This is a genomic window from Halomonas sp. ND22Bw (assembly GCF_003011945.1).
Lineage (GTDB): Bacteria > Pseudomonadota > Gammaproteobacteria > Pseudomonadales > Halomonadaceae > Halomonas > Halomonas halophila.
The window spans coordinates 111,765-131,667 of the sequence record NZ_PXWD01000004.1 but is presented as its reverse complement, the minus strand read 5'-3'; the positions used below and the strand labels follow the sequence as shown (position 1 = coordinate 131,667).

The following is a 19,903-nucleotide window of genomic DNA, read 5'->3' as shown; positions in this document are numbered from 1 at the left end:
ATTGAGAGGTGCGCCACGCACCAAGACTCAAAACATCGCAAGGGAACAGACTCATGTCGTCGATTCATCGCAAGGCTGCGCTCGTGGCTCTTCCGCTGCTGTGCTTCAGCGCCGCTGCCCAGGCCCTGGACTGGCAGGCCACGCCCACCTACGGCACCGTCAATCTCAACTCGGGCTTCCAGCCCGACCCCCACGTGACCTCGCTCACCGCCGGCGGCAGCCGCTCCGCGAGCGAGGCGGGGCCCAACTGCAGCGGCTACGTCAGCGGCGATCCCGACCTGGACCTCAACTACCAGGCCGGCCAGTACCAGCTGAGCATCTACGCCAAGTCCCAGGCGGACACCACCCTGGTGGTCTTCGATGCCGAAGGCAACTGGCACTGCAACGACGACTTTTCCACCGCGGCCGGCACCAACCCGGGCATCGTGTGGAACAACCCGCCCTCGGGCAACTACAACATCTGGGTCGGCACCTACCAGTCGGGCAACCTGCCCGAGGCCGAGCTCTACATTTCCGAAGCGTCTCCCGCCTGGGGCGGCGGCAACGTCTCCACCGGTTCCGGCGGGTCGTCCCACGGCATCGAGTGGGGCGACAACACCAGCCAGTGGGCCAACGACGGCGAATGCGACGACCCCCGCTTCGGCGGCCCGGGCGTGCACTCGATCAACCTCGACGAGGATCGCTACCACGACGCCAACGACTGCCGTTCACTCTACGAGCAGGGCCAGATCTATCTGAAGTGATGCCCGCCGGGCGCCGGCCACCGCCGGCGCCCGACCGAGGATTCAGCGGAAAGTTGCCGAGCGAAGGTTAGGGCTAGGCCCGCTCCCGACGGGCCAACGCACTTCCCACTTCCCTGTGGGTCGCAAGGCAAAAATCAACGAAGAACGGACCGGGCTCGCGAGCGAGTTTACACGTAGTAAATGAGCATTCTGATCGGACTCGCGCACGAGATGGTTTTTAACGCCGTATAACCGAGCGCGGGCAATTTCCCTCAGACTCAGTGGTTCTTGACCCGCCATATCCGCCACCCCAGCAGTACCAGCAGCAGGATCGCCAGCGGCCCGAACACCGCCACCGCCCGCCATGGGGCGATCGGCATGCCCAGTGCCTCGAGGCTGCCCAGCGCCAGCTTGATCAGGCTGAACAGGTAGTAGCTGATGACGATGATCGACAGGCCCTCGACGGCCTTCTGGATCTTCAGCTGACTGCTGGAGCGCGCGTCGAGGCTCTTGAGGATCTCGACGTTCTGCTCCTCGATCTCCACCTGGGCACGGGTCCGCAGCAGGTCGTTGAGGCGTGCCACGTTCTCGGCCAGCCGCTCCTGGCGACGATCCACCGCGGCACAGTAGCGTACCGTGGGCTGGAAGCGGCGCATCAGGAAGACGCCCAGCCGCTGACAGTCGCCCACACGGCTCTCGCGCAGCCGCTCGACCCGGTCGAAGACGATGCCGGCATAGGCCTCGGTGGCGGCGAAGCGATGACGACTGCGCGCGCCGCTGCGTTCGAGCCGGGCCGACAGCGAGGCGATCGCCGCCAGCAGCGGACGCGGCCCCTCGGGCAATCCCTCGGCGTTGCGGTCGGAGAGCTCACCGAGCTCTGCCTCGAAGCCCGCCAGTTCACCGCCGAGGGACTTGGCCAGAGGCAGCGCCAGCGACGCCATCATGCGATAGGTCTCGATCTCGAGCAGCCGGCGGCCGATGCGGCCGAGGCGGAAATCGTTGAGGGCTCGATTGACGAGCAGCATGCGATTGACGCCGACCTCGTCGAGGCGGAAGTCGCTCCACACCGTGGCATCGCCCCCGGCAACCCGCGAGCCGGAAGGATCGACGAAGCCATAGTGAGCGGTGTCACCGGCCCAGTCGGCCTCGTTCTCCACGCGAATCAGGGTGGCGCTGATCAGCGCCTCGTGATGGGCCTCGGCGATCTCGGCCAGCCGCGGCGGCGGGTCCGGCCACAGCGGTGCGTCGTCGCCGATCGGCACCATCAGGGTGAGGGTGAAGAACTCGGTGTGGCGCTCCCACTTGAGCACTCGGTCGCCGTCGAGGGTCAGGATGCCCTGGACGGCATCGGCCGCGGGCCGGGTGTCGCTCAGCTCGCACAGGCGCCGGACGATGCCGTCGCAGACGCCGTCGGTGTCGAGAAAGGCATAGTGGTGAAGGTGTGCCGGCCCGGCGAAGTAGATCGAGGGCCGGGCATGCAGCTCGTTATGAAGTTGTTCGCGCTGGGAATGCATGGTCGGAACCGCGTCAGAAAGGGGGGACCCTCGAGACTACGGGCCCGGGCGGCCGCGGGGAAGCCGCTCGCGCTGCGGCACTATGCCCCACCGGCTGCGCTCATAGCCATTTGACGCGCCGGAACCACCACAGCAGCCCGACGCCGATCGTCAGCATCGCGCCCATCACGATGAAGTAGCCGTAACGGTAGTCAAGCTCCGGCATGTGGCTGAAGTTCATGCCGTAGATGCCGGCGATGAAGGTCAGCGGCACGAAGATCGCGGTGATCACCGTCAGCACGCGCATGGTCTCGTTGAGCCGGTGCGAGGACAGCGACAGGTGGCCGTCGATCAGGTCGCCGCAGATGTCGTAGTACATCTGGGTCAGGCTGTGCAGCCGCTCGAAGCGCTCGTGCACGTCGTTGATGGCGTGCAGGGTCTCCTCGTTGCCGCGCGGCAGGTGGGCGTAATCATAGGCGGTGATCTCCTGGGTGATGCCCAGGTGGTAGTTGTAGAGCCGGCGCATCTTCACCAGCCGCGAGCGATAGCCGATCAGCCGTCGCATCAGCTCGTCGTTGCCGTTCTCGACCAGGGCGTCCTCGAGGTCGCTCAGCTCGGTCTCGAAGGCCAGCAGGCCGTCCAGATAGTAGCCGGCGGAGGCATACATGACGCGCAGCGCCACGAACGCCGGCGACCGCGCCAGCAGGGCGCCGGCATCCTGACTCATCAGCCGGTCGATGCTCAGCGCCAACCCGGGATGCAAACTGATCAGCAGGCGTTCGCCTAGCAGGAAGGCGATCCGCTGGGGCTCGTAGCGAAGCTCGGCGTCGAAGGAGGAAATGCCGCGATAGAGGATCAGGGTATGGTCCTCGAACTCCTCGATCTTGGGCGGATGGCGCTCGCGGTGCACGTCGTCGATGGCCAGCGGGTGAAAACCGAAGCCTTCCAGGAAGGCCCGCTCGTCCGCCAGGGACTCGCCCTGCAGGTCGACCCACAGATGGCTGTCGGGACGCTCTCGCCAGCGTGCGATCAGCTCCTCGCCGCCGCGGAGTTCGGCCTCGCCCGGCACCACCAGCAGTGTGCGTATCATCGCTCGGTCATCCTTTGACGGGACAATGTCGGCATCTTGCGGCATGGGCCGGCGTTTGCCCACCCCGCCCGCGGCCATCCATCAGCTCGCCTTGCCACATCCTGTCCGGAGCCATCATGTCCCCACCCTCTCGCGTCGCCGACGTCTTCCGCGCCTTCCTGCTGCTGGGCCTGACCGCCTTCGGCGGCCCCGTCGCCCACCTCGGCTATTTCCGCCAGGAGTTCGTGGTGCGCCGCCGCTGGCTCGACGAGCACGCCTATGCCGACCTGGTGGCGCTGTGCCAGTTCCTGCCGGGCCCGGCCAGCAGCCAGGTCGGCTTCGCCCTGGGCCTGCTGCGCGGCGGCCCGCTAGGCGCCCTGGCCGCCTGGGCAGCTTTCACCCTGCCCTCGGCGCTGCTGCTGATGGCCTTCGCGCTGGGCGCGGGAAGCCTGTCCGGCCCGCTCGGCGACGGCCTGCTGCATGGCCTGAAGGTGGTGGCGGTAGCCATCGTCGCCCATGCCGTCTGGGGCATGGCAGGCCGCCTGTGCCCCGACCGGCGCCGTGCCACCATCGCCGTGGCCGCGACGCTGCTGGTGCTGACGGTGAACGGCCCGATGGGCCAGCTGCTGGCCATCGTGCTCGGCGCCCTGGCCGGCGGGCTGATCTGCCGCGAGGCCGGCCAGGTACGACCGGCGGTGCTGAACATCGGCCTTGGCAAGCGCACGGGCGCCGCCTGCCTGCTGGCCTTCGCCGGCCTGTTGATCGGGCTGCCGCTGCTGGCCCAGGCCGGCATCGGTCAGGGCATCGCCCTGGTGGACGCCTTCTACCGTTCGGGAGCGCTGGTGTTCGGCGGCGGCCATGTGGTGCTGCCGCTGCTTGAGGCCGAGGTGGTGCAGCCGGGCTGGGTATCGCCGGACGCCTTCCTCAGCGGCTACGGCGCGGCCCAGGCGGTGCCGGGTCCGCTGTTCACCTTCTCGGCCTATCTGGGCATGGCCACGAACGGGGTGCCCGGCGCGCTGCTGGCGCTGGGGGCGATCTTCCTGCCGGGGATGCTGCTGCTCGCGGGGACGATACCGTTCTGGAACGCCCTGCGCACCCGTCCCGGACTGCAGGCGCTGATGCGCGGCGCCAACGCCGCGGTGGTCGGCCTGCTGGCGGCGACGCTGTACCAGCCGGTGTGGACCAGCGCGATCCTGGGGCCGGCGGAGTTCGCGCTGGCCCTGGTAGGCTTTCTGCTGCTGACGGTGTGGCAGCGCCCGGCCTGGTGGGTGGTGCTGCTATGCGGCCTGGGCGGCATGCTACTGGGGCTGCCTTCGTCGCCCTGACCGCCCGAGGCCAGACGTGTGGCCCAGACATGTGGACCCAGACGCAAAGGACCGCCCCGAAGGGCGGTCCTGTCGAGCACGGTGGGGCGAACCCGGTGAGGCGAGGGGCTCAGGCCTCGGCGTCGTGGGCCGCCTTGAGGCGATAGAACTCCTCGACCACGGCGTCCATGGTGCAGGCGTCGTAGTCGCAAAGCCCGCTGACCACCAGCTTCTTGGAGCCGGTGCCGACTTCCTCGCCGCCGGCCATGATGCGGAACTCGAGCAGCGCATCACCGCGCTTGCCGACTACGTCCAGCGACGCATCCGCCAGTTCCAGCCCCGGCTCGATGCCGTCCAGGCGCTCCAGCGAGAAGCCCATGCTGTCGTAGATCACCAGCGGACGCTTGGGATTGAACATCACGCCGCGGTCTTCCATCAGCGGTTTCAGGTAGTGCGGGAAGTTCTTGCCGGAGAAAGCCACGTAGCAGCGCGTGAAGGCCTCGACCACGGCTTCGTCGCGGGTGATGTCACCGCTTCGCTCCACCTCGAGATAGCACTTGCCGCTGTCGTCGCGCACCCGGATCCGGCCGTCGTCGTCCTCGTCGAAGGCCAGCGGCACCTCGGCGCCGACCATGCTCAGGAAGCGGAAGGTCATGTGCTGGGAGAGGCCGAAGCGAGCCAGGACCAGGGCGAAGAGCAGGTCGCCGGGCACGCAGAAGCGCCGCGCATCCGGATTATGAATGGGGTTGAAGTCACCGGCGACGCGCTTGGCGAAACGGCTCGCCTGCTCGGCGGTGATGCAGAGCCGCGAGTCCGTGCGCGAGTGGTAATCATCGAGAAACATGCGTCGAGAGCCTGCCCTGAAGTCGTTGGCGATGCGATTCCGGTCATCACCGGAGGGAGCAGATGATGCCACAATTTTTCCCGCTTCGGGCGCCGAATCCCGACATCCGACTGCGACCTTAGCGTTGATCCGCTCCGCTATCCCCTACCAAAGGGGCAATCCCGTCAGCGCCACGTCTCAGTAGGCTGTTGGGTGAACCCCCTTTTCCGGATGCTCCACACACTTCACCACGGGATGATCGTCGCCATGCTGACACTCCATCGTTCACCGCCTCGCTCTCGCTTGCCCGCCGCCCGCTGGCTGGCCCTTGCCATGCTACCGCTGCTCGCCTCGCCCGCCGCCGCCGCGACCGGCTCGCTGGACCTGACGCAGTCGTTCGTCGGCGGCCTGGCGGTGATGATCTTCGTGCTGGCCTATGCGCTGGTCATGGCCGAGGAAAAGCTCCACATGCGCAAGTCCAAGCCGGTGCTGGTGGCGGCGGGCCTGATCTGGGGGCTGATCGGTTGGGTCTATGTGCAGTCCGGGATGTCGAGCGAGTCGGAACATGCCTTCCGCATCACCCTGCTCGAGTTCACCGAGCTGATGCTGTTCCTGCTGGTGGCGATGACCTACATCAACGCCATGGACGAGCGCGGCGTCTTCGATGCCCTGCGCGCCTGGATGGTGCGCAAGGGCTTCAGCTATCGGACCCTGTTCTGGATGACCGGCGTGCTGTCGTTCGTGATCTCGCCGGTGGCGGACAACCTGACCACGGCGCTGCTGATGTGCGCGGTGGTCACCAAGGTCGCCGAGGGCGACAAGCCCTTCATCAACCTGGCCTGCATCAACATCGTGGTGGCGGCCAATGCCGGCGGCGCCTTCAGTCCCTTCGGCGACATCACCACCCTGATGGTCTGGCAGGCCGGCATCGTGCACTTCCAGGAGTTCTTCGCCCTGCTGGTGCCGTCGCTGGTGAACTTCCTGATTCCCGCCGCGGTGATGAGCTTCTTCATCAAGAACCGCGTGCCGGCCAGCCTAGAGGAGGATGTCGTCCTCAAGCGCGGGGCCCGGCGCATCATCGTGCTGTTCCTGCTCACCGTGAGCACCGCCGTGGCCTGTCATACGCTGCTGCACCTGCCTCCGGTGCTGGGCATGATGACCGGGCTCGGCTACCTGCAGTTCTTCGGCTACTACCTGCGCCAGACGCTGCCTCGCTCGCTGGAGCGCAAGCGCACCCTCTACACCCAGCGCGGCGACTGGAAGATGCTCGAGCAGCTGGGCAGCGTGGTGCCCTTCGATGTCTACAAGCGGGTGGCCCGGGCCGAGTGGGATACCCTGCTGTTCTTCTACGGCGTGGTGATGTGCGTGGGCGGGCTGGGCTTCATGGGCTACCTGGCACTGCTCTCCGACGCTCTCTACACCGGCTGGAACGCCACCGGCGCCAACATCGTCCTCGGCGTCATCTCGGCGGTGGTCGACAACATTCCGGTGATGTTCGCGGTACTGACCATGGAGCCGGAGATGTCCCACGGCCACTGGCTGCTGATCACGCTCACCGCCGGGGTCGGCGGCAGCCTGCTGTCAGTGGGCTCGGCGGCCGGCGTCGCCCTGATGGGCCAGGCGCGGGGCAACTACACCTTCATGGGCCACCTGCGCTGGTCACCGGTGATCGCCCTGGGGTATGCCGCCAGCGTCGTCGCGCATCTGTGGATCAATGCCGGCAGCTTCGGCGTCTACGGCTGAGAGCGGGCTCGGCGGTAGTGCCGCCGAGCCTCATGACCACAAGCAGAAGGGGCCAATTTGCATTATCTTTTCGTCATGCACTGATAAAGGTAAGCTGTGCCGAAACGCTCAGCGGGCCCGCACCGTCCACCTCGGCAGAGGCGCTCCGAGAGATGCATAACGATAACCCCCGACGAGTCGACAGGGAGATAGCGCCATCGTCCCCATCCTGTTCGCCTTCATTGCCGGCTCCCGGATGGAGCCCTATCCGCGCCACCCGAAGCCTCCAACTGCCATGTCGCCCGCCCAGCGGCGTTTCCCCCAAGCTCGTGTCATGGCCGGGAGGGCCCGAATGCGCCGGCGTGTGGTAATGGCCATTGGCCTCGCGCTGCTGCTGAGCGTCGCGCCATGGGTCGCGGCGGACCAGGGAGACGATAACGAGGCACAGGCGGTGCTGCTGGTCGCCCACCCGGACGTCACCACGCAATCGCTGACCCGCGATATCACCCGAGCGCTGTTCGCCATGCGACAGCGCACCTGGCCGAACGGACAGGCCGCCCGCATCTTCGTGCTGCCCAACCGCCACCCCGTGCATGCCCGCTTCGTCAAGCAGCGGCTATCGGTCTATCCCCACCAGCTACAGCTGGCCTGGGATCGCGCGGTGTTTTCCGGCACGGGGCAGGCCCCCGAGCGAGTGAGCACCCAGGCGGAGATGCTCGAACGAATTGCCGACACCCCAGGCGCCCTGGGCTATCTGGAAAGGGAGAAGCTGGATGACCGCGTCCAAGTCATCACCATGGAATAGGACACGCCTTTTCCGGGCTGTCGGCGCGATGCTGCTGACCGTTGCCGTCCCGGCGCAGGCCGAACCAGGCAAGGTGCTGGACACCCTGCAGCTGCACGGCTTCCTGAGCCAGGCCCTGGTCATCACCGACGACAACGACTTCTTCGGCCCCAGCAGCGATCATGGCGGCAGCCTGGAATTCACCGAGATCGGCGCCAACGTGTCGCTGCGCCCCCACGAGGACGTGCTGCTCGCCGCCCAGGTGCTCAGCCGTCGAGCCGGCGGCGAGCGCGGCGACGCCGAGCCGAAGCTGGACTACGGCCTGATCGACTATCAGCTGCAGTCGAATCAGCAGCGCAATATCGGCGTGCAGCTGGGGCGCTTCAAGAACCCCTTCGGTTTCTACAATCAGACCAGAGACGTGGCCTTCACCCGTCCCGGCATTCTGCTGCCGCAGTCGATCTACTTCGATCGCACCCGCTCGCTGGCACTTTCCGCGGACGGCGTGCTGAGCTATTACGAGGAACGTTTGCCTCAGGGCACCTTGAGCTTTCAAGCTGGCGTCGGGCGCGTCCAGGCCGGCGACGATCTGCTCGAGACCCTTCGACTGGACCGCATTCCTGGCGATCTTGACCCGGACACCTCCGCTATCGCCCAGCTGCGCTATGAGCATGACGGCGGTCGCATCATCACCGCCCTGAGCCATGCCGATGTCGGGGCTCGCTTTGATTCGCACCAGAGCGGCCTCAGCGATGGCGACTTCTACTTCCGGCCCTGGGTGCTGTCGCTGCAGTACAACGCCGAGCTCTGGAGCCTCACCGCCGAGTACGCGCTGCGCAACTCCGGTCTGGAGGGCTTCAACGACCCGCGTTTCAACTTCGATACCACCGGCGAGAGCTGGTACCTGCAATACCAGCGGCGCTTCCTCGACGACTGGCAGTGGCTGGTACGCTACGACCGTCTCGTGGCCAACCGCGACGATCCCTCCGGCGACGATTACGCCGCCAGAGGCGCCGGCCCGGACCACTCGCAGTTCGCCCGGGACTGGACCTTCGGCCTGCAATGGACGCCCACGCCGCGGATCATGCTGGCCGGCGAATATCACTACATCGACGGCACCGGCTGGCTGCCTGCCCAGGACAACCCCGAACCGTCGGACACGGACCGCTACTGGAACATGCTGCTGTTCCAGGTCGCGTTTCGCTTCTAGCCCTGTGCGGACCGCTCCTTCATGACAGCCAAGGAACCGGCGACATGACCCTGCCCCCGCTGTTTCGCCAGCGCCGCCCGCTGAGCCTGACCTGGCGCGTGATCGCACTCAGCAGCCTGCTGCTGCTGGTGCTGGTCTCGCTGTTCAGCTGGCTGAGCCATACCACCCTGACGCGCCAGTTCCAGGAAAGCCGCCTGCAGCAGCATGCGCTCCACCACCGCGAGGTGCGCCTGATCCTGCAGCGCTCGGAAGAAGGGCTGCGACAGCTGGCCGGCCTGGCCGCGGCCTCCTCGGGATTGGGCGAGGCCCTGGAAGCCGACGATCACGCCGCCGTGCGTGCCTCGCTGGCGGCCCAATGGCCGAGCCTGCAGCTGGACGCGGGCATCGACGAGATCCGGATCTTCGACACCCGGGGCGAGTCAATGGCGCACTGGGGCAGCTCGTCGGAGCTTGACGGGCCGATCCAGGACTGGGTCTCACAGGTGATCCGTACCGAGACACCGCTGACGACCCTGCGCTGTGACGTCGGCTGCCGCCAGTATGCCGCCGTGCCGGTACTGATCGACGGGCGCAGCGTGGGCCTGGTCATCCTGTCGCGCACGCTCGCCGACGTGATTCTCCAGGTCAAGTCGGTCTCGGACAGCGAGGTCGCGCTGCTGGCCGCCTCTTCCCGCTCAAGCAACGACGCCGTCCCGGCTCGTCGGCTGTCCGCGTGGCAAGGTCAGCTGCTGGCCCTGACCGAGGAGCAGCCGGGCCTGTCACTGCTGCGACGGGCCGCCGAGCGGGTCTCGCTGGACACGCTTGCCGACGGCCCGTTACAGCTGCCCCACGATCAGCGCCTGAAGGAACTGTCGGCCATTCCCGTGACCCGGATTCGATCCACTGACGGTGCCGGCTACCTCCTGCTGATCTCGGATATCACCGACCAGGTGCTCGCCATCAACCACGACACCCGGGTCCTGCTGGGCGCTGGCGTGGCCGGCTGGCTCGCCGCCGAGCTGCTGCTGCTGGCCATCCTGCTCGGCCCGATGGCCCGGCTGCGGCGCGTCGCCGGTGTACTGCCGGCCCTGGCCCGTGGTGGCTTCGACGAGGCCCGCCAGGCCATCCCCGCCACCTCGAAACGCTGGCCCGACGAGATCGACGTGCTCGAGGGCACCACGGTCGAGCTCTCCCGGCAGCTCGAACGGCTCGAAGGCGAGGTGCAGGCCCGGGGCGAGCAGCTCGCCGAGCGCGTCGACGAACTGGCCCGGGAGCGCGACTTCGTCAGTGGCCTGCTCGACACCGCCCGGGTGTTCATCATCGCCCAGGACAGCGCGGGGCGTATCAGCCTGGTCAACGCCTATGCGCTGTCGATCCTCGAGGTCGACGAGACGACGCTGATCGGTCGCCGCTTCGATGACATCTTCCCGCTGCCCGGTCATTCACCGATCGCCGATGCCGCCGGCGCCGAGGAAGAAGAGCGCCCCCTGCTCACCGTGGATGGCCGGGTCCACACCATCGTCTGGTATCACGCGCCGCTGACCGGCGGCGGCGACGCCGGCATGGCACGCCTCTCGGTGGGGCTCGACATCACCGAGCGCAAGGCCGCCGAGGGCCGGCTGACCTGGCTGGCCGAACGCGACCCGCTGACCGAGCTTCACAACAGGCGTCACTTCCAGGAGCTCGTGCAGGCGGCGCTGGCTCGCGGCGGCCAAGGGGCCCTGCTGCTGCTCGACCTGGACCAGTTCAAGGAGGTCAACGAGCTGAGCGGCCATCACGCCGGCGACCGGCTGCTGCGGGAAGTCGCCGACGTGCTCCAGTTCCATGTGGGACGACGCGGCAGTCTGGCTCGGCTGGGCGGCGACGAATTCGCCCTGCTGCTCGAAGGCGCCGATGCCGACCGGGCGATCGGCACGGCGCAGCAGTGCAACCAGCTGCTCGAGGCCATCCAGTTCCGGGCCAGTGGACGGCTCCACCGCGCCATCGCCAGCATCGGCATCGTCCAGTACCCCGCTCACGGCGACACGCCCGCCGACCTGCTGGCCAGCGCCGACGTGGCCATGTACAAGGCCAAGGAACACCACCACCAGCGCTGGCACCTGCTCTCCACGCTGGAGAATGCCAAGAGCGAGCTGAAGGAGCGGGTCTACTGGGTCGAGCGGCTGCGCAAGGCCCTGCAGGAAGACGATTTCGTGCTGATGGTGCAGCCGATCATGCGGCTCGAGGATCGCGACGTGAAGCACTACGAGGTGCTGGTCCGGATGCGCGAGGAGGATGGCAGCCTGGTCTCGCCAGGCCACTTCATCCCGGTTGCCGAACGCAACGGCATGATCGTGCAGCTGGACCGCTGGGTACTGCGCCACAGCCTTCAGGCATTGAGGCGACTCCAGGCGCGAGGCATCAGCCTGGCGGTGAATCTCTCCGGTCAGTCGCTGCACGACAGGGGGCTCGAGCAGTTTCTCGCCGAGGAGCTGGCCGACAGCGGCGCCGATCCGCACCAGCTGATCCTCGAAGTGACGGAAACCGCGGCGGTCACTGACTTCTCCACGGCTAGGGGCGTGCTGCAGGCGATGCGCGACCTGGGCTGCCGCACCGCTCTCGACGACTTCGGGGTGGGCTTCAGCAGCTTCCACTACCTGGGGCAGCTGCCGGTGGACTACATCAAGATCGACGGTTCCTTCATCCGCCACCTGACCGACAGTTCCGACAGTCGGGTGATCGTCCGGGCCATCGCCGACCTGGCCGCCGGCTTCGGCAAGCAGGCCATCGCCGAGTTCGTCGACAACGAACAGGTGCTGCCGCTGCTCAAGGCCTACGGCATCACCTACGGCCAGGGCTTCCACCTTGGACGGCCACGACCGCTGGCCCCCCTTCTCGACGACGATGCCTGATACAGGCCCACCCCCACATGACGACACAGGGATGCACAGCCATGTCCTCGACCACCGCGAAGGAGACACCACGCCGCTCAAGGGTCCCCGCTCACCTCTTCGACCGCTTCCGCGAGGCCTTCACCTTCCGACTGGCCGATGACGAGGAGACGCGGCGTCGCATCTTCCGGCTGCGGCACGATGTCTACTGCGAGGAGCTGGGCTACGAGGCGCCAGCGGACCCGCTGCATCATCTGGAGTTCGATGCCCACGACGAGCACGCCATCCTGTGCCTGATCGAGCATCGGGACACCGGCCTCTCGGCGGGCTGCATGCGTCTGGTGCTGCCGGAGGACAGTCGGAATGACGGGGTCCAGCGTCTGCCCCTGGAGGACTACGCCGGCGACAGCCTCGAGCATCCCAGGCTGCATCCGCAACGCTTCGCCCAGGAGAGGGTATGCGAGGTCTCGCGACTGGCGATCTCGCCACTGTTCCGTCGACGCTCGACCACGGAGGAAATAGAGGGCCTGCTGCATGCGCGACATGCCTTCACGCCCGAACAGCGCGAGACCTTCCCCCTGATCGTGATCGGACTCTTCCTGGCCACCTATGCTCTGCTAGGACTCTCAGGTCGCCCTCATGCCTTTGCCATGATGGAGCCACGACTGCCGCGACTGCTCTCCATGTCGGGTTTCCTGTTCACTCCAGTCGGTCGCATCATCGATTTCCACGGAAAGCGCGGTGCCTTCTACATCGACCAGCGGCAGGTCGAGTACGAGATGAATCGCGATCTGATGCCCCTTTATCGGGACATCAAGCGCACGCTGGCCTCGCAGCTGGAAAAGGCGCTGCCCCGACAGGCAACCCCCTCTCTCTCCTGAGCCCCGGACGACAGCACCGGCCCTGGATACAGCCGCTCGGGCCAGTCCAGCAGCATGATCGCCAGCACGTTGCGATGCTCGCCGTACTCGAGGTCGGTGCCGCCCGACTCCGAGGGCACCATCCCGGCCATCGGATCGTATGCCGCCACCAGCGCCTCGCGCAGGCGCACCACGGCAGGAGCCTGCTCGCGGCCGGCCAGCAGGAAGCTGATACCCACCTCGGTGTAGATGTCCTCCTTGGTCTCGGCCAGAATCCGGTCCAGATCCTCGGCGAAGTCGTCGAGCACCCAGGCGAACGCGTCCGCCGACACCGGTTTCTGGTAGTAGTCGCTGGCGGCGATCACGAAGTGAGTCATGCCGTAGATCTTGTTGCGGAACAGCGCCCGGTCGAGCGCCGCGTCCCGGGACGGCGGAAAGCGCTGCCGGAAGGCGGCGATGGCCTCGCCGCGCAGGTCCGCCACGCCCAGATCCTCCAGGTAGTGGACCAGGTTGGCGACCTGGGCGGCATAGACATCGATCACCTCCGGGTCGGTCACGAAGGCCAGGAAGTCGACGCCCGAGAGGTAGTCCAGCGCGCGCCGATGGCCGGGCAGGTCTCGGTCGTTGAGCAGCCCGTGGTAGTGAGCCTGGGTCAGGTCGAAGGCCAGCCCCTTGGCGTAGTGGATCTCGCCCCAGCCGGCGAGCATGCGCTTGCGACGGCGCTGCTTGGCGGTGCGCTCGGGGTAGCCCTCGACGCCCTCGCGACTGCGGCGGGCCGCGTAGCCGGGCTCGTCCAGCCGGGCGATCTCCTCCCGCAGCGACGCCACCAGACGCTCGCCGTAGTCGCGATTGAGGGGCAGCCAGCGCGTGTCGCCGGTGATGCGATACATCCGCTGGGCATAGTGGCGCCGCTTGCCCGCCGACAGGCTCGGCAGAGCCCGCTCGTAGGTGGCGCGGATCTCGGCGGCCACCGCCTCGTCGCTCGGCCGCGGGGCAGGCTCGAGGGCACAGCCGGCCAGCAGGAGCGCCAGCGCCCCGCCGACCAGCCAGCGCCATGACGCATGTCGGTTCATGAGGACCTCCTGCGCCGACGCGAGCGCTTCGGGGGAATCAGCTTGACCCGCGCCTTGGGCCGGCGCGGCGGAGCTGGCGGCGATGTCTCGCCATCCGCCTCGCTCGGCGCCGGGGTCGGAGCCACCGTCACCCAGGCGAAGACCGGCAGGGCCAGGCGCCAGTGGATGGCCGACAGCCGCAGCCCAAGGGTGGTGGCCAGCGACGCCGCCACGTTGAACACGAAGGGCGTTCCCAGCGCGTCCAGGCCCACCAGCACCACCCCGCCGGCAATGGCGGCAGTGGCGTAGATCTCCTGGCGCAGCACCATGGGCACGCGGCGCGCCAGCACGTCGCGCATCATGCCGCCGGCCACGCCGGTCAGCAGCCCCATCAGCACCGCGACCACGCCGGGCGCGTCCAGGGTGAGGGCCTTGTGAGTGCCGATCACGGTGAACAGCGCCAGGCCGAAGGCATCGGCCACCGGCAGGAAGACCCGCGACAGGCGATGGATATAGTGGAAGCCGAGAATCGACAGTCCCACCGTGGCCAGGATCACCCACAGGTAGGCGGGGTCGCCGACCCAGAACACCGGCCGCACGCCGAGCACCAGGTCGCGCAGGGTGCCACCGCCGATACCCGTCATCGCGGCCAGTACCAGCATGCCGAAGGGATCCATGCGCGAGCGGCAGGCGAGGATCACCCCGGAAAGCGCGAAGACGATCACCCCCGCCATGTCCAGCCAGTAGACCCATCCCGTCACGTCACGCCTCCCGGTTCGTGCTCGCCACCAGCATAGCAATGGCCCGATGTTCCTGATGCATCGCGTCATGCCCTGCGCCATGAAAAAGCCCCGCGTCGAGCGGGGCCAGTCGATCCGCCGGGCGACCCCGGATCAGCGCTGGAAGGGGTAGACGCTGCCCAGCCTGAGAAGGCCGGTGAGCTCGTCCAGGGCGGCGAGGGTCTCGCTGGCGAGCGCCGGGTCGGCCAGATCGGCCGGGGCCAGGCGATCGCGGTAGTGACGCTCGACCCAGGCGACGAGCTCGCCGTGCAGGGCGTCGTCGAGCAGCACCCGGCCGGAGAGCGCGGCGCGCTCGGCCTCGGAGAGCGCCACCCGCAGCCGCAGGCAGGCGGGGCCGCCGCCGTTGCGCATCGACTGTTTGACGTCCTTCACCACCACCTCGGAGATGGGGTTGTGGCCCGCCAGCAGGTGGTCCTGCAGGCAGCGCCACACCGCCTCGCGCTCCTGGCATTCGCCGGGCACCACCAGCGTCATGGTGCCGTCCGGGTTGCTGAGCAGCTGGGAGTTGAACAGGTACGAGGCGACGGCGTCGTCCAGGCTCACCGCCTCCACCGGCACCCGCACCGGAATCAGCGGCGAGGCCATGCGCTCACGCAGCGCGTCCAGGGTGCCCGCCTCGTCGCGGAAGGCATATTCGTGATAGAGCAGCACCGGGCCGTTGCCCACGGCGATGACGTCGTTGTGGAAGACGCCGGCGTCGATGGCCTCGGGATGCTGCTGGGCGAACACCGTCTGGGCATCGCCGAGGCCGTGCTGACGGGCCACCGCCTGGCTGGCCTCGAGGGTCTGGCGGGCCGGATAGCGCCGCGGTGCGATGCCGTCGCCGCCGAACGCCTGACGGCCATAGACATACAGGTGCACGCCCGGCTCACCGTGGTCGCCGGCCAGCCGGGTGTGGTTGGCCGCACCCTCGTCGGAGAAGGCCGGGGTCGCCGGCAGCACCGGATGATGGGCGAAGCGGGCCTCGTCGGCGAAAATCGACGCCAGAACCCGGCCGGTGGTGGCCGGCTCCAGGTAGCGGTGGAAGCTCGACTGCAGGTTGGCCGGCGTGAAGTGCGCCCGGCCGTCCGGCGCATCGACGCTGGGCGTCACCGTGGCGGCATTGGCGGTCCACATGCTGGAGGCCGAGCACACCGCGCGCAGCACCTGGGGCGCCTCGTCAGCGGCCCGGGCCAGCACCTGGGCATCGCTGCCGGCGAAGCCAAGCTCGCGCAGCGCGCCCAGGTCCGGGCGCTGCTGGGGCGGCAGCACGCCCTGGGCATAGCCGGCGTCCATCAGCGACTTCATCTTCTCGAGGCCCTGCAGCGCGGCCTCGCGGGGATTGGCCACCAGCCCCTCGTGGCTCATCGAGGCCACGTTGCCGTGGGCCAGGCCCGAGTAGTTGTGGGTCGGGCCCACCAGGCCGTCGAAGTTGACCTCGCGCACGGTCATGTCGGTCTCCCGGTTCACAGCGTCACCCCCGGCGGCAGCTTGTCGGGTAGGCTCAGCGCCTCACTCTCCATGGAGGCCACGGGGTAGGCGCAGTAGTCCGCTGGGCTTATATAAGCAGGCACTCGGAGTGCCTTGGTCGGGTTGGGCATCATGTCCTGGCTCACAGCGTCACCCCCGGCGGCAGCTTGTCGGGTAGGCTCAGCGCCTCGCTTTCCATGGAGGCCACGGGGTAGGCGCAGTAGTCGGCCGCGTAATAGGCACTGGGGCGATGGTTGCCGCTGTCGCCCACGCCGCCGAAGGGCGCGTCGCCGGAGGCACCGGTGGTCTGGCGGTTCCAGTTGACGATGCCGGCGCGGATGCGCAGCAGGAAGTCGTCCCAGTCCTCGCGCTCGCCGCCGATCAGCCCGGCGGAGAGGCCGTAGCGGGTGTCGTTGGCCAGTGCCATCGCCTCGTCCCAGTCGCGGTAGCGATGGACCTTGAGCAGCGGGCCGAAGTGCTCCTCGTCGGGCACCTCCAGGCCGGTGACGTCGATCAGCGCAGGCGTGAGCAGGCTGGTGTTCTCCTCCAGGCGCTGCATGCGCGCGAGCACGCTGCCGCCGCGGGCCTCGAGGTCGTCCTGGGCCGCCAGCAGGCCGTCGGCGGCGGCCACGCTGACCAGGCCGCCGTAGAACGGCGCCTGCTCGCTGAACTGGCCGGCCACGTGGAGCCGCGAGATGGCATCTGACAGGGCATCGAGCAGGTGATCACCCACCTGCCCTTCCGGCACGATCAGCCGGCGCGCGCAGGTGCAGCGCTGGCCGCCGGACAGGAACGCCGACTGCAGGATGGTCAGCACGGCGGCGTCCTGGTCGGGCACGTCCTTGATCACCAGCGGGTTGTTGCCGCCGAGCTCGAGGGCCAGGATCTTGTCCATCTGGCCGGCGAACTGCTGGTGCAGCAGGCCGCCGACCTTGGCGCTGCCGGTGAACAGCAGGCCGTCGATGCCGGTGTGGGAGGACAGCGCCTGACCCACCGGGGCCGCGCCCTGCACCAGATTGATCACGCCCTCGGGCAGGCCGGCCTCGCGCCAGCACTGCAGCGTCAGGTCGGCGGTCAGTGGGGTCTGCTCGCTGGGCTTGAAGACCACGGTATTGCCGGCCAGCAGCGCCGGCACCATGTGGCCGTTGGGCAGGTGGCCGGGGAAGTTGTAGGGGCCGAACACCGCCATCACGCCGTGGGGCCGATGGCGCAGCACCGCCCGGGCCTCGCCCAGGTCGCGCTCGCGCTCGCCGGTGCGCTCCTGGTAGGCGCGGATCGAGATCGCCACCTTGCCGATCATCGCGCCGACCTCGGTGCGAGCCTCCCACAGCGGCTTGCCGGTCTCGCCGGCGATCGCCGTGGCCAGGTCCTCGCGGTGGCTCTCGAGCACCTCGCGGAAGCGCTCGACCAGCGCCTGGCGCTCCTCGAACGTGCGCCGCGCCCAGGCCGGGAAGGCGGCACGGGCGGCCTCGACGGCGGCGCCCACCTGAGCCTCGGAGGCGGCGTGGCCCTGCCACAGCGTCTCGCCCGAGACCGGGTCCTGCTTGGCGAAGCCCTCGGCCTCGCCCTCATGCCACTCGCCGCCGATCAGCAGCCGTTGCATCGCCTTCATCACGCCTCCTCGTCGCTATCCAGAATACGCAGGGTGTCGCCGGCGGCGACCTCGAGGCGTGCCGCCTCGGCCTCGCTCAGCGTCACCACGCCGTCGTCGTCGGGTCCGCGGCCCAGCCAGGCCGCGCGGAAGCCGGCCATGGAGGTGGTCGCGGCCAGCCAGCGCGGCCGTTCGGCCTGCTCGAGTTCATCGGCCTTGATCTCCACGCGGCAGGTCCGCGACAGGCGCACGCCGCGCACGTCGTCGATGTAGGCCTCCACGGTGGGGCCACCATCGAAGATGTCGATGAACCCTTCCCAGCGCAGGCCCTCCTTCTTGAGCATCGCCAGCGCCGGGCGGGTGTGCTCGTGGACCTCGCCGATGCAGGCCCGGGCCTCCTCGGAGAGGAAGGGGGTGTAGATCGGGAACTTGGGCATCAGCTCGCCGATAAAGCTCTTCTGCCCCAGCCCCGTGAGCCGGTCGGCCTCGTTGAAGTCCATGGGGAAGAAGTTGCTGCCCAGGCACTCCCAGAACGGGCTCCTGCCCTCGGCGTCGAACCTCCCGCGCATCTCGGCCAGCACCTTGTCGGGGAAGCTGTCGCGGAACTGGGCCATGAACAGCCAGCGCACCATCGACAGCAGCGCGCCGTTGCGCTCGTGCCGGCGGTCGCCGCCGCGATACTCGGGGCGCAGGAACAGCGAGGCCACCTCGGCGTCGCCGGTGTGGTCCGAGCTCAGGAACAGGGTGTCGATGGTGCGGTGCAGGTCGAGCTGCACCGAGGAGTGCGCCAGGGTGCCCAGCCGATAGTGATAGAAGGGCACCTCGCGGCCCACCTGGCCCTCGATAGCGCAGCAACCGGCCAGCTTGCCGCTGGCCTCGTCCTCGAGCACGAAGAAGTAGAGTCGCTGGTCCACCGGCGTCTGCTGGGCGAAGGCGCTGACCGCAGTGTCGATCTTGGCGGCCAGGAAGTCGCGGTTGTCGGGCAGCGAGGTGAAGCCCACCCCGGTCTCCCGGGCCACCGCCTGCAGCTCGTCCAGGTCGGACGGGGCGATCGGTCGAATGCGCATCACAGCTCTCCCTCGTCGTAGCCCGGGTCGTGGGCATCGCCCGGCAGGCCCAGCGGCGCGGCCAGCACGGCGCGTCCCTCCTCCACGCCGAGCCGTTCGGCGTGCTCCGGCGACAGCATCAGCTGGCCGGTGGGCGACAGCGCATAGCGCGCCACCACGCAGCGGAAGTCGTCGAGACGCTGGTTGGCGACCATCGCCGGCTCGGCGTCCGGCAGCGAGTGGGCCGGGCGGATGCGGACCGGGTGCCAGGCGGCGCGGCGGAAGCTCTCGAGCCGCTCGCGCTCGGCCTTGATCACCGGGCCGGCATCGAAGATGTCGACGTGGCGCGAACGCAGAAAGCCCTCGGCCAGCATCTCGTCGAGTGCCGCCTCGTGGTCCGGGTGCTCACGGCCGATGGCGGCCCGCGCCTGGGGCGTGAGCAACGCCAGGTAGAGCGGGAACTGGGGCATCACCTCGGCGATGAAGCTCTTCGAGCGGACCCCGGCCACGTAGTTGATCTCCTGGTAGTCGCGCTGGAAGAAGTGACGCCCCACGCTGTTCCAGAACGGCGACTGCTGGTCGTCGTCCAGGAAGCCGGGAAAGGCCATCGCCAGGATCTCGGCGAAGCGCTCCGGGTACTGGGCGATGAACATCAGCCGCGCCCGGCGCAGCAGGCTCTCGGCACTGGTGCCGCGGTAGCGCGGGTCCAGCGAGTAGGCGCACAGCAGGCTCGCCTCGGAGACCTCGTGGGACAGCGACAGGGTCTGCACCTCGCGGCGCACGTCGAGCTGCTGCGAGGCGTGAATCAGGGTTTCCTGGCGATAGGTGTAATAGGCCTCCCGGGCGCCGGCCTGGGCACGCACGGTGGCGGTGCCCACCACCTCGCCGCGCTCCAGGTCCTCGAGCACAAAGGTGTAGTGCTCGTCGCCGGGGAACTCCACCTCGGCCTCGAAGGCCCGCTGGGAGCGCATGATGCGCTCCTCGAGGCGGTCTCGATGGGCCGGCAGGTTGGTCAGGCGCGGCGAGGCGTTGCCCGCCAGCCGCTCCAGGGCCGGCAGGTCCGCCGGCCGGGTGGGACGTACGACCAGCATGGCTTGGCCTCCCGCGGATGATTCCGATGCGTCCATGG

The 19,903-nt window shown here is 68.4% G+C and carries 17 protein-coding genes; 7 read left to right on the top strand and 10 right to left on the bottom strand.

Annotated features, from left to right (window positions below):
* The first annotated feature begins 83 nt into the window (after positions 1-83).
* On the top strand, positions 84-743 hold the full coding sequence (locus CVH10_RS07650; RefSeq protein WP_181244372.1) for a hypothetical protein: 660 nt from the start codon (positions 84-86) through the stop codon (positions 741-743).
* A gap of 257 nt (positions 744-1,000) precedes the next feature.
* Here the strand turns inward: CVH10_RS07650 and CVH10_RS07645 are convergent, their stop codons facing one another.
* Both CVH10_RS07645 and CVH10_RS07640 read right to left on the bottom strand, forming a co-directional pair.
* Complete coding sequence (locus CVH10_RS07645; RefSeq protein ID WP_035593822.1) at positions 1,001-2,236, bottom strand: DUF3422 domain-containing protein; 1,236 nt, start codon at positions 2,234-2,236, stop codon at positions 1,001-1,003.
* 100 nt (positions 2,237-2,336) lie between these two features.
* Complete coding sequence (locus CVH10_RS07640) at positions 2,337-3,305, bottom strand: magnesium transporter CorA family protein (protein WP_035593823.1); 969 nt, start codon at positions 3,303-3,305, stop codon at positions 2,337-2,339.
* A gap of 116 nt (positions 3,306-3,421) precedes the next feature.
* Between CVH10_RS07640 and chrA the strand changes: the two genes are divergently transcribed.
* A complete protein-coding gene (gene chrA / locus CVH10_RS07635) occupies positions 3,422-4,609 on the top strand; it encodes a chromate efflux transporter (RefSeq protein ID WP_106488264.1) in 1,188 nt (395 codons plus the stop codon).
* 109 nt (positions 4,610-4,718) lie between these two features.
* On the opposite strand, the gene CVH10_RS07630 is transcribed toward chrA, so the two are convergent.
* Positions 4,719-5,432 (bottom strand): DUF3581 domain-containing protein, encoded by a 714-nt coding sequence (locus tag CVH10_RS07630; RefSeq protein WP_035593827.1) that lies wholly within the window; start codon positions 5,430-5,432, stop codon positions 4,719-4,721.
* A 246-nt stretch (positions 5,433-5,678) separates the two neighbouring features.
* On the opposite strand from CVH10_RS07630, the gene nhaD reads away from it, so the two are divergent.
* From nhaD to CVH10_RS07605, 5 genes are all read left to right on the top strand, one after another.
* The gene (gene nhaD, locus CVH10_RS07625; protein ID WP_106488323.1) at positions 5,679-7,154 is read left to right on the top strand and encodes a sodium:proton antiporter NhaD; all 1,476 of its coding nucleotides are present in this window, start codon (positions 5,679-5,681) and stop codon (positions 7,152-7,154) included.
* A gap of 349 nt (positions 7,155-7,503) precedes the next feature.
* The gene (locus tag CVH10_RS07620; protein ID WP_369335749.1) at positions 7,504-7,938 is read left to right on the top strand and encodes a hypothetical protein; all 435 of its coding nucleotides are present in this window, start codon (positions 7,504-7,506) and stop codon (positions 7,936-7,938) included.
* 28 nt (positions 7,939-7,966) lie between these two features.
* Entirely contained in the window at positions 7,967-9,127 is a 1,161-nt protein-coding gene (locus CVH10_RS07615) for a hypothetical protein (RefSeq protein ID WP_106488263.1), read from the top strand.
* Between the two features lie 44 nt (positions 9,128-9,171).
* Complete coding sequence (locus CVH10_RS07610; RefSeq protein WP_106488262.1) at positions 9,172-11,997, top strand: EAL domain-containing protein; 2,826 nt, start codon at positions 9,172-9,174, stop codon at positions 11,995-11,997.
* Between the two features lie 41 nt (positions 11,998-12,038).
* Entirely contained in the window at positions 12,039-12,857 is an 819-nt protein-coding gene (locus CVH10_RS07605) for a PEP-CTERM/exosortase system-associated acyltransferase (protein ID WP_181244371.1), read from the top strand.
* On the opposite strand, the gene CVH10_RS07600 is transcribed toward CVH10_RS07605, so the two are convergent.
* The 7 genes from CVH10_RS07600 to CVH10_RS07575 form a co-directional block, all read right to left on the bottom strand.
* Positions 12,779-13,909 (bottom strand): DUF3541 domain-containing protein, encoded by a 1,131-nt coding sequence (locus tag CVH10_RS07600; protein ID WP_106488260.1) that lies wholly within the window; start codon positions 13,907-13,909, stop codon positions 12,779-12,781. The two genes, CVH10_RS07605 and CVH10_RS07600, sit on opposite strands and share 79 nt — an antisense overlap.
* Positions 13,906-14,649, bottom strand: coding sequence for a trimeric intracellular cation channel family protein (locus CVH10_RS07595; protein ID WP_106488259.1), 744 nt, complete (start codon positions 14,647-14,649; stop codon positions 13,906-13,908). The genes CVH10_RS07600 and CVH10_RS07595 overlap by 4 nt, the downstream gene beginning before the upstream one ends.
* A gap of 132 nt (positions 14,650-14,781) precedes the next feature.
* Complete coding sequence (gene astB, locus CVH10_RS07590) at positions 14,782-16,119, bottom strand: N-succinylarginine dihydrolase (RefSeq protein WP_106488258.1); 1,338 nt, start codon at positions 16,117-16,119, stop codon at positions 14,782-14,784.
* Positions 16,120-16,133: 14 nt separating this feature from the next.
* Positions 16,134-16,283 carry a hypothetical protein gene (locus CVH10_RS25600; protein ID WP_219924688.1) on the bottom strand — a complete coding sequence of 50 codons (150 nt, stop codon included), beginning with the start codon at positions 16,281-16,283 and terminating at the stop codon, positions 16,134-16,136.
* Positions 16,280-17,749 (bottom strand): succinylglutamate-semialdehyde dehydrogenase, encoded by a 1,470-nt coding sequence (astD, locus tag CVH10_RS07585; protein ID WP_035593839.1) that lies wholly within the window; start codon positions 17,747-17,749, stop codon positions 16,280-16,282. Before astD ends, CVH10_RS25600 begins: the two co-directional genes overlap by 4 nt.
* Complete coding sequence (astA, locus tag CVH10_RS07580) at positions 17,749-18,795, bottom strand: arginine N-succinyltransferase (protein ID WP_035593841.1); 1,047 nt, start codon at positions 18,793-18,795, stop codon at positions 17,749-17,751. Before astA ends, astD begins: the two co-directional genes overlap by 1 nt.
* Entirely contained in the window at positions 18,795-19,865 is a 1,071-nt protein-coding gene (locus CVH10_RS07575) for an arginine N-succinyltransferase (protein WP_035593843.1), read from the bottom strand. The genes astA and CVH10_RS07575 overlap by 1 nt, the downstream gene beginning before the upstream one ends.
* Positions 19,866-19,903: the final 38 nt, after the last annotated feature.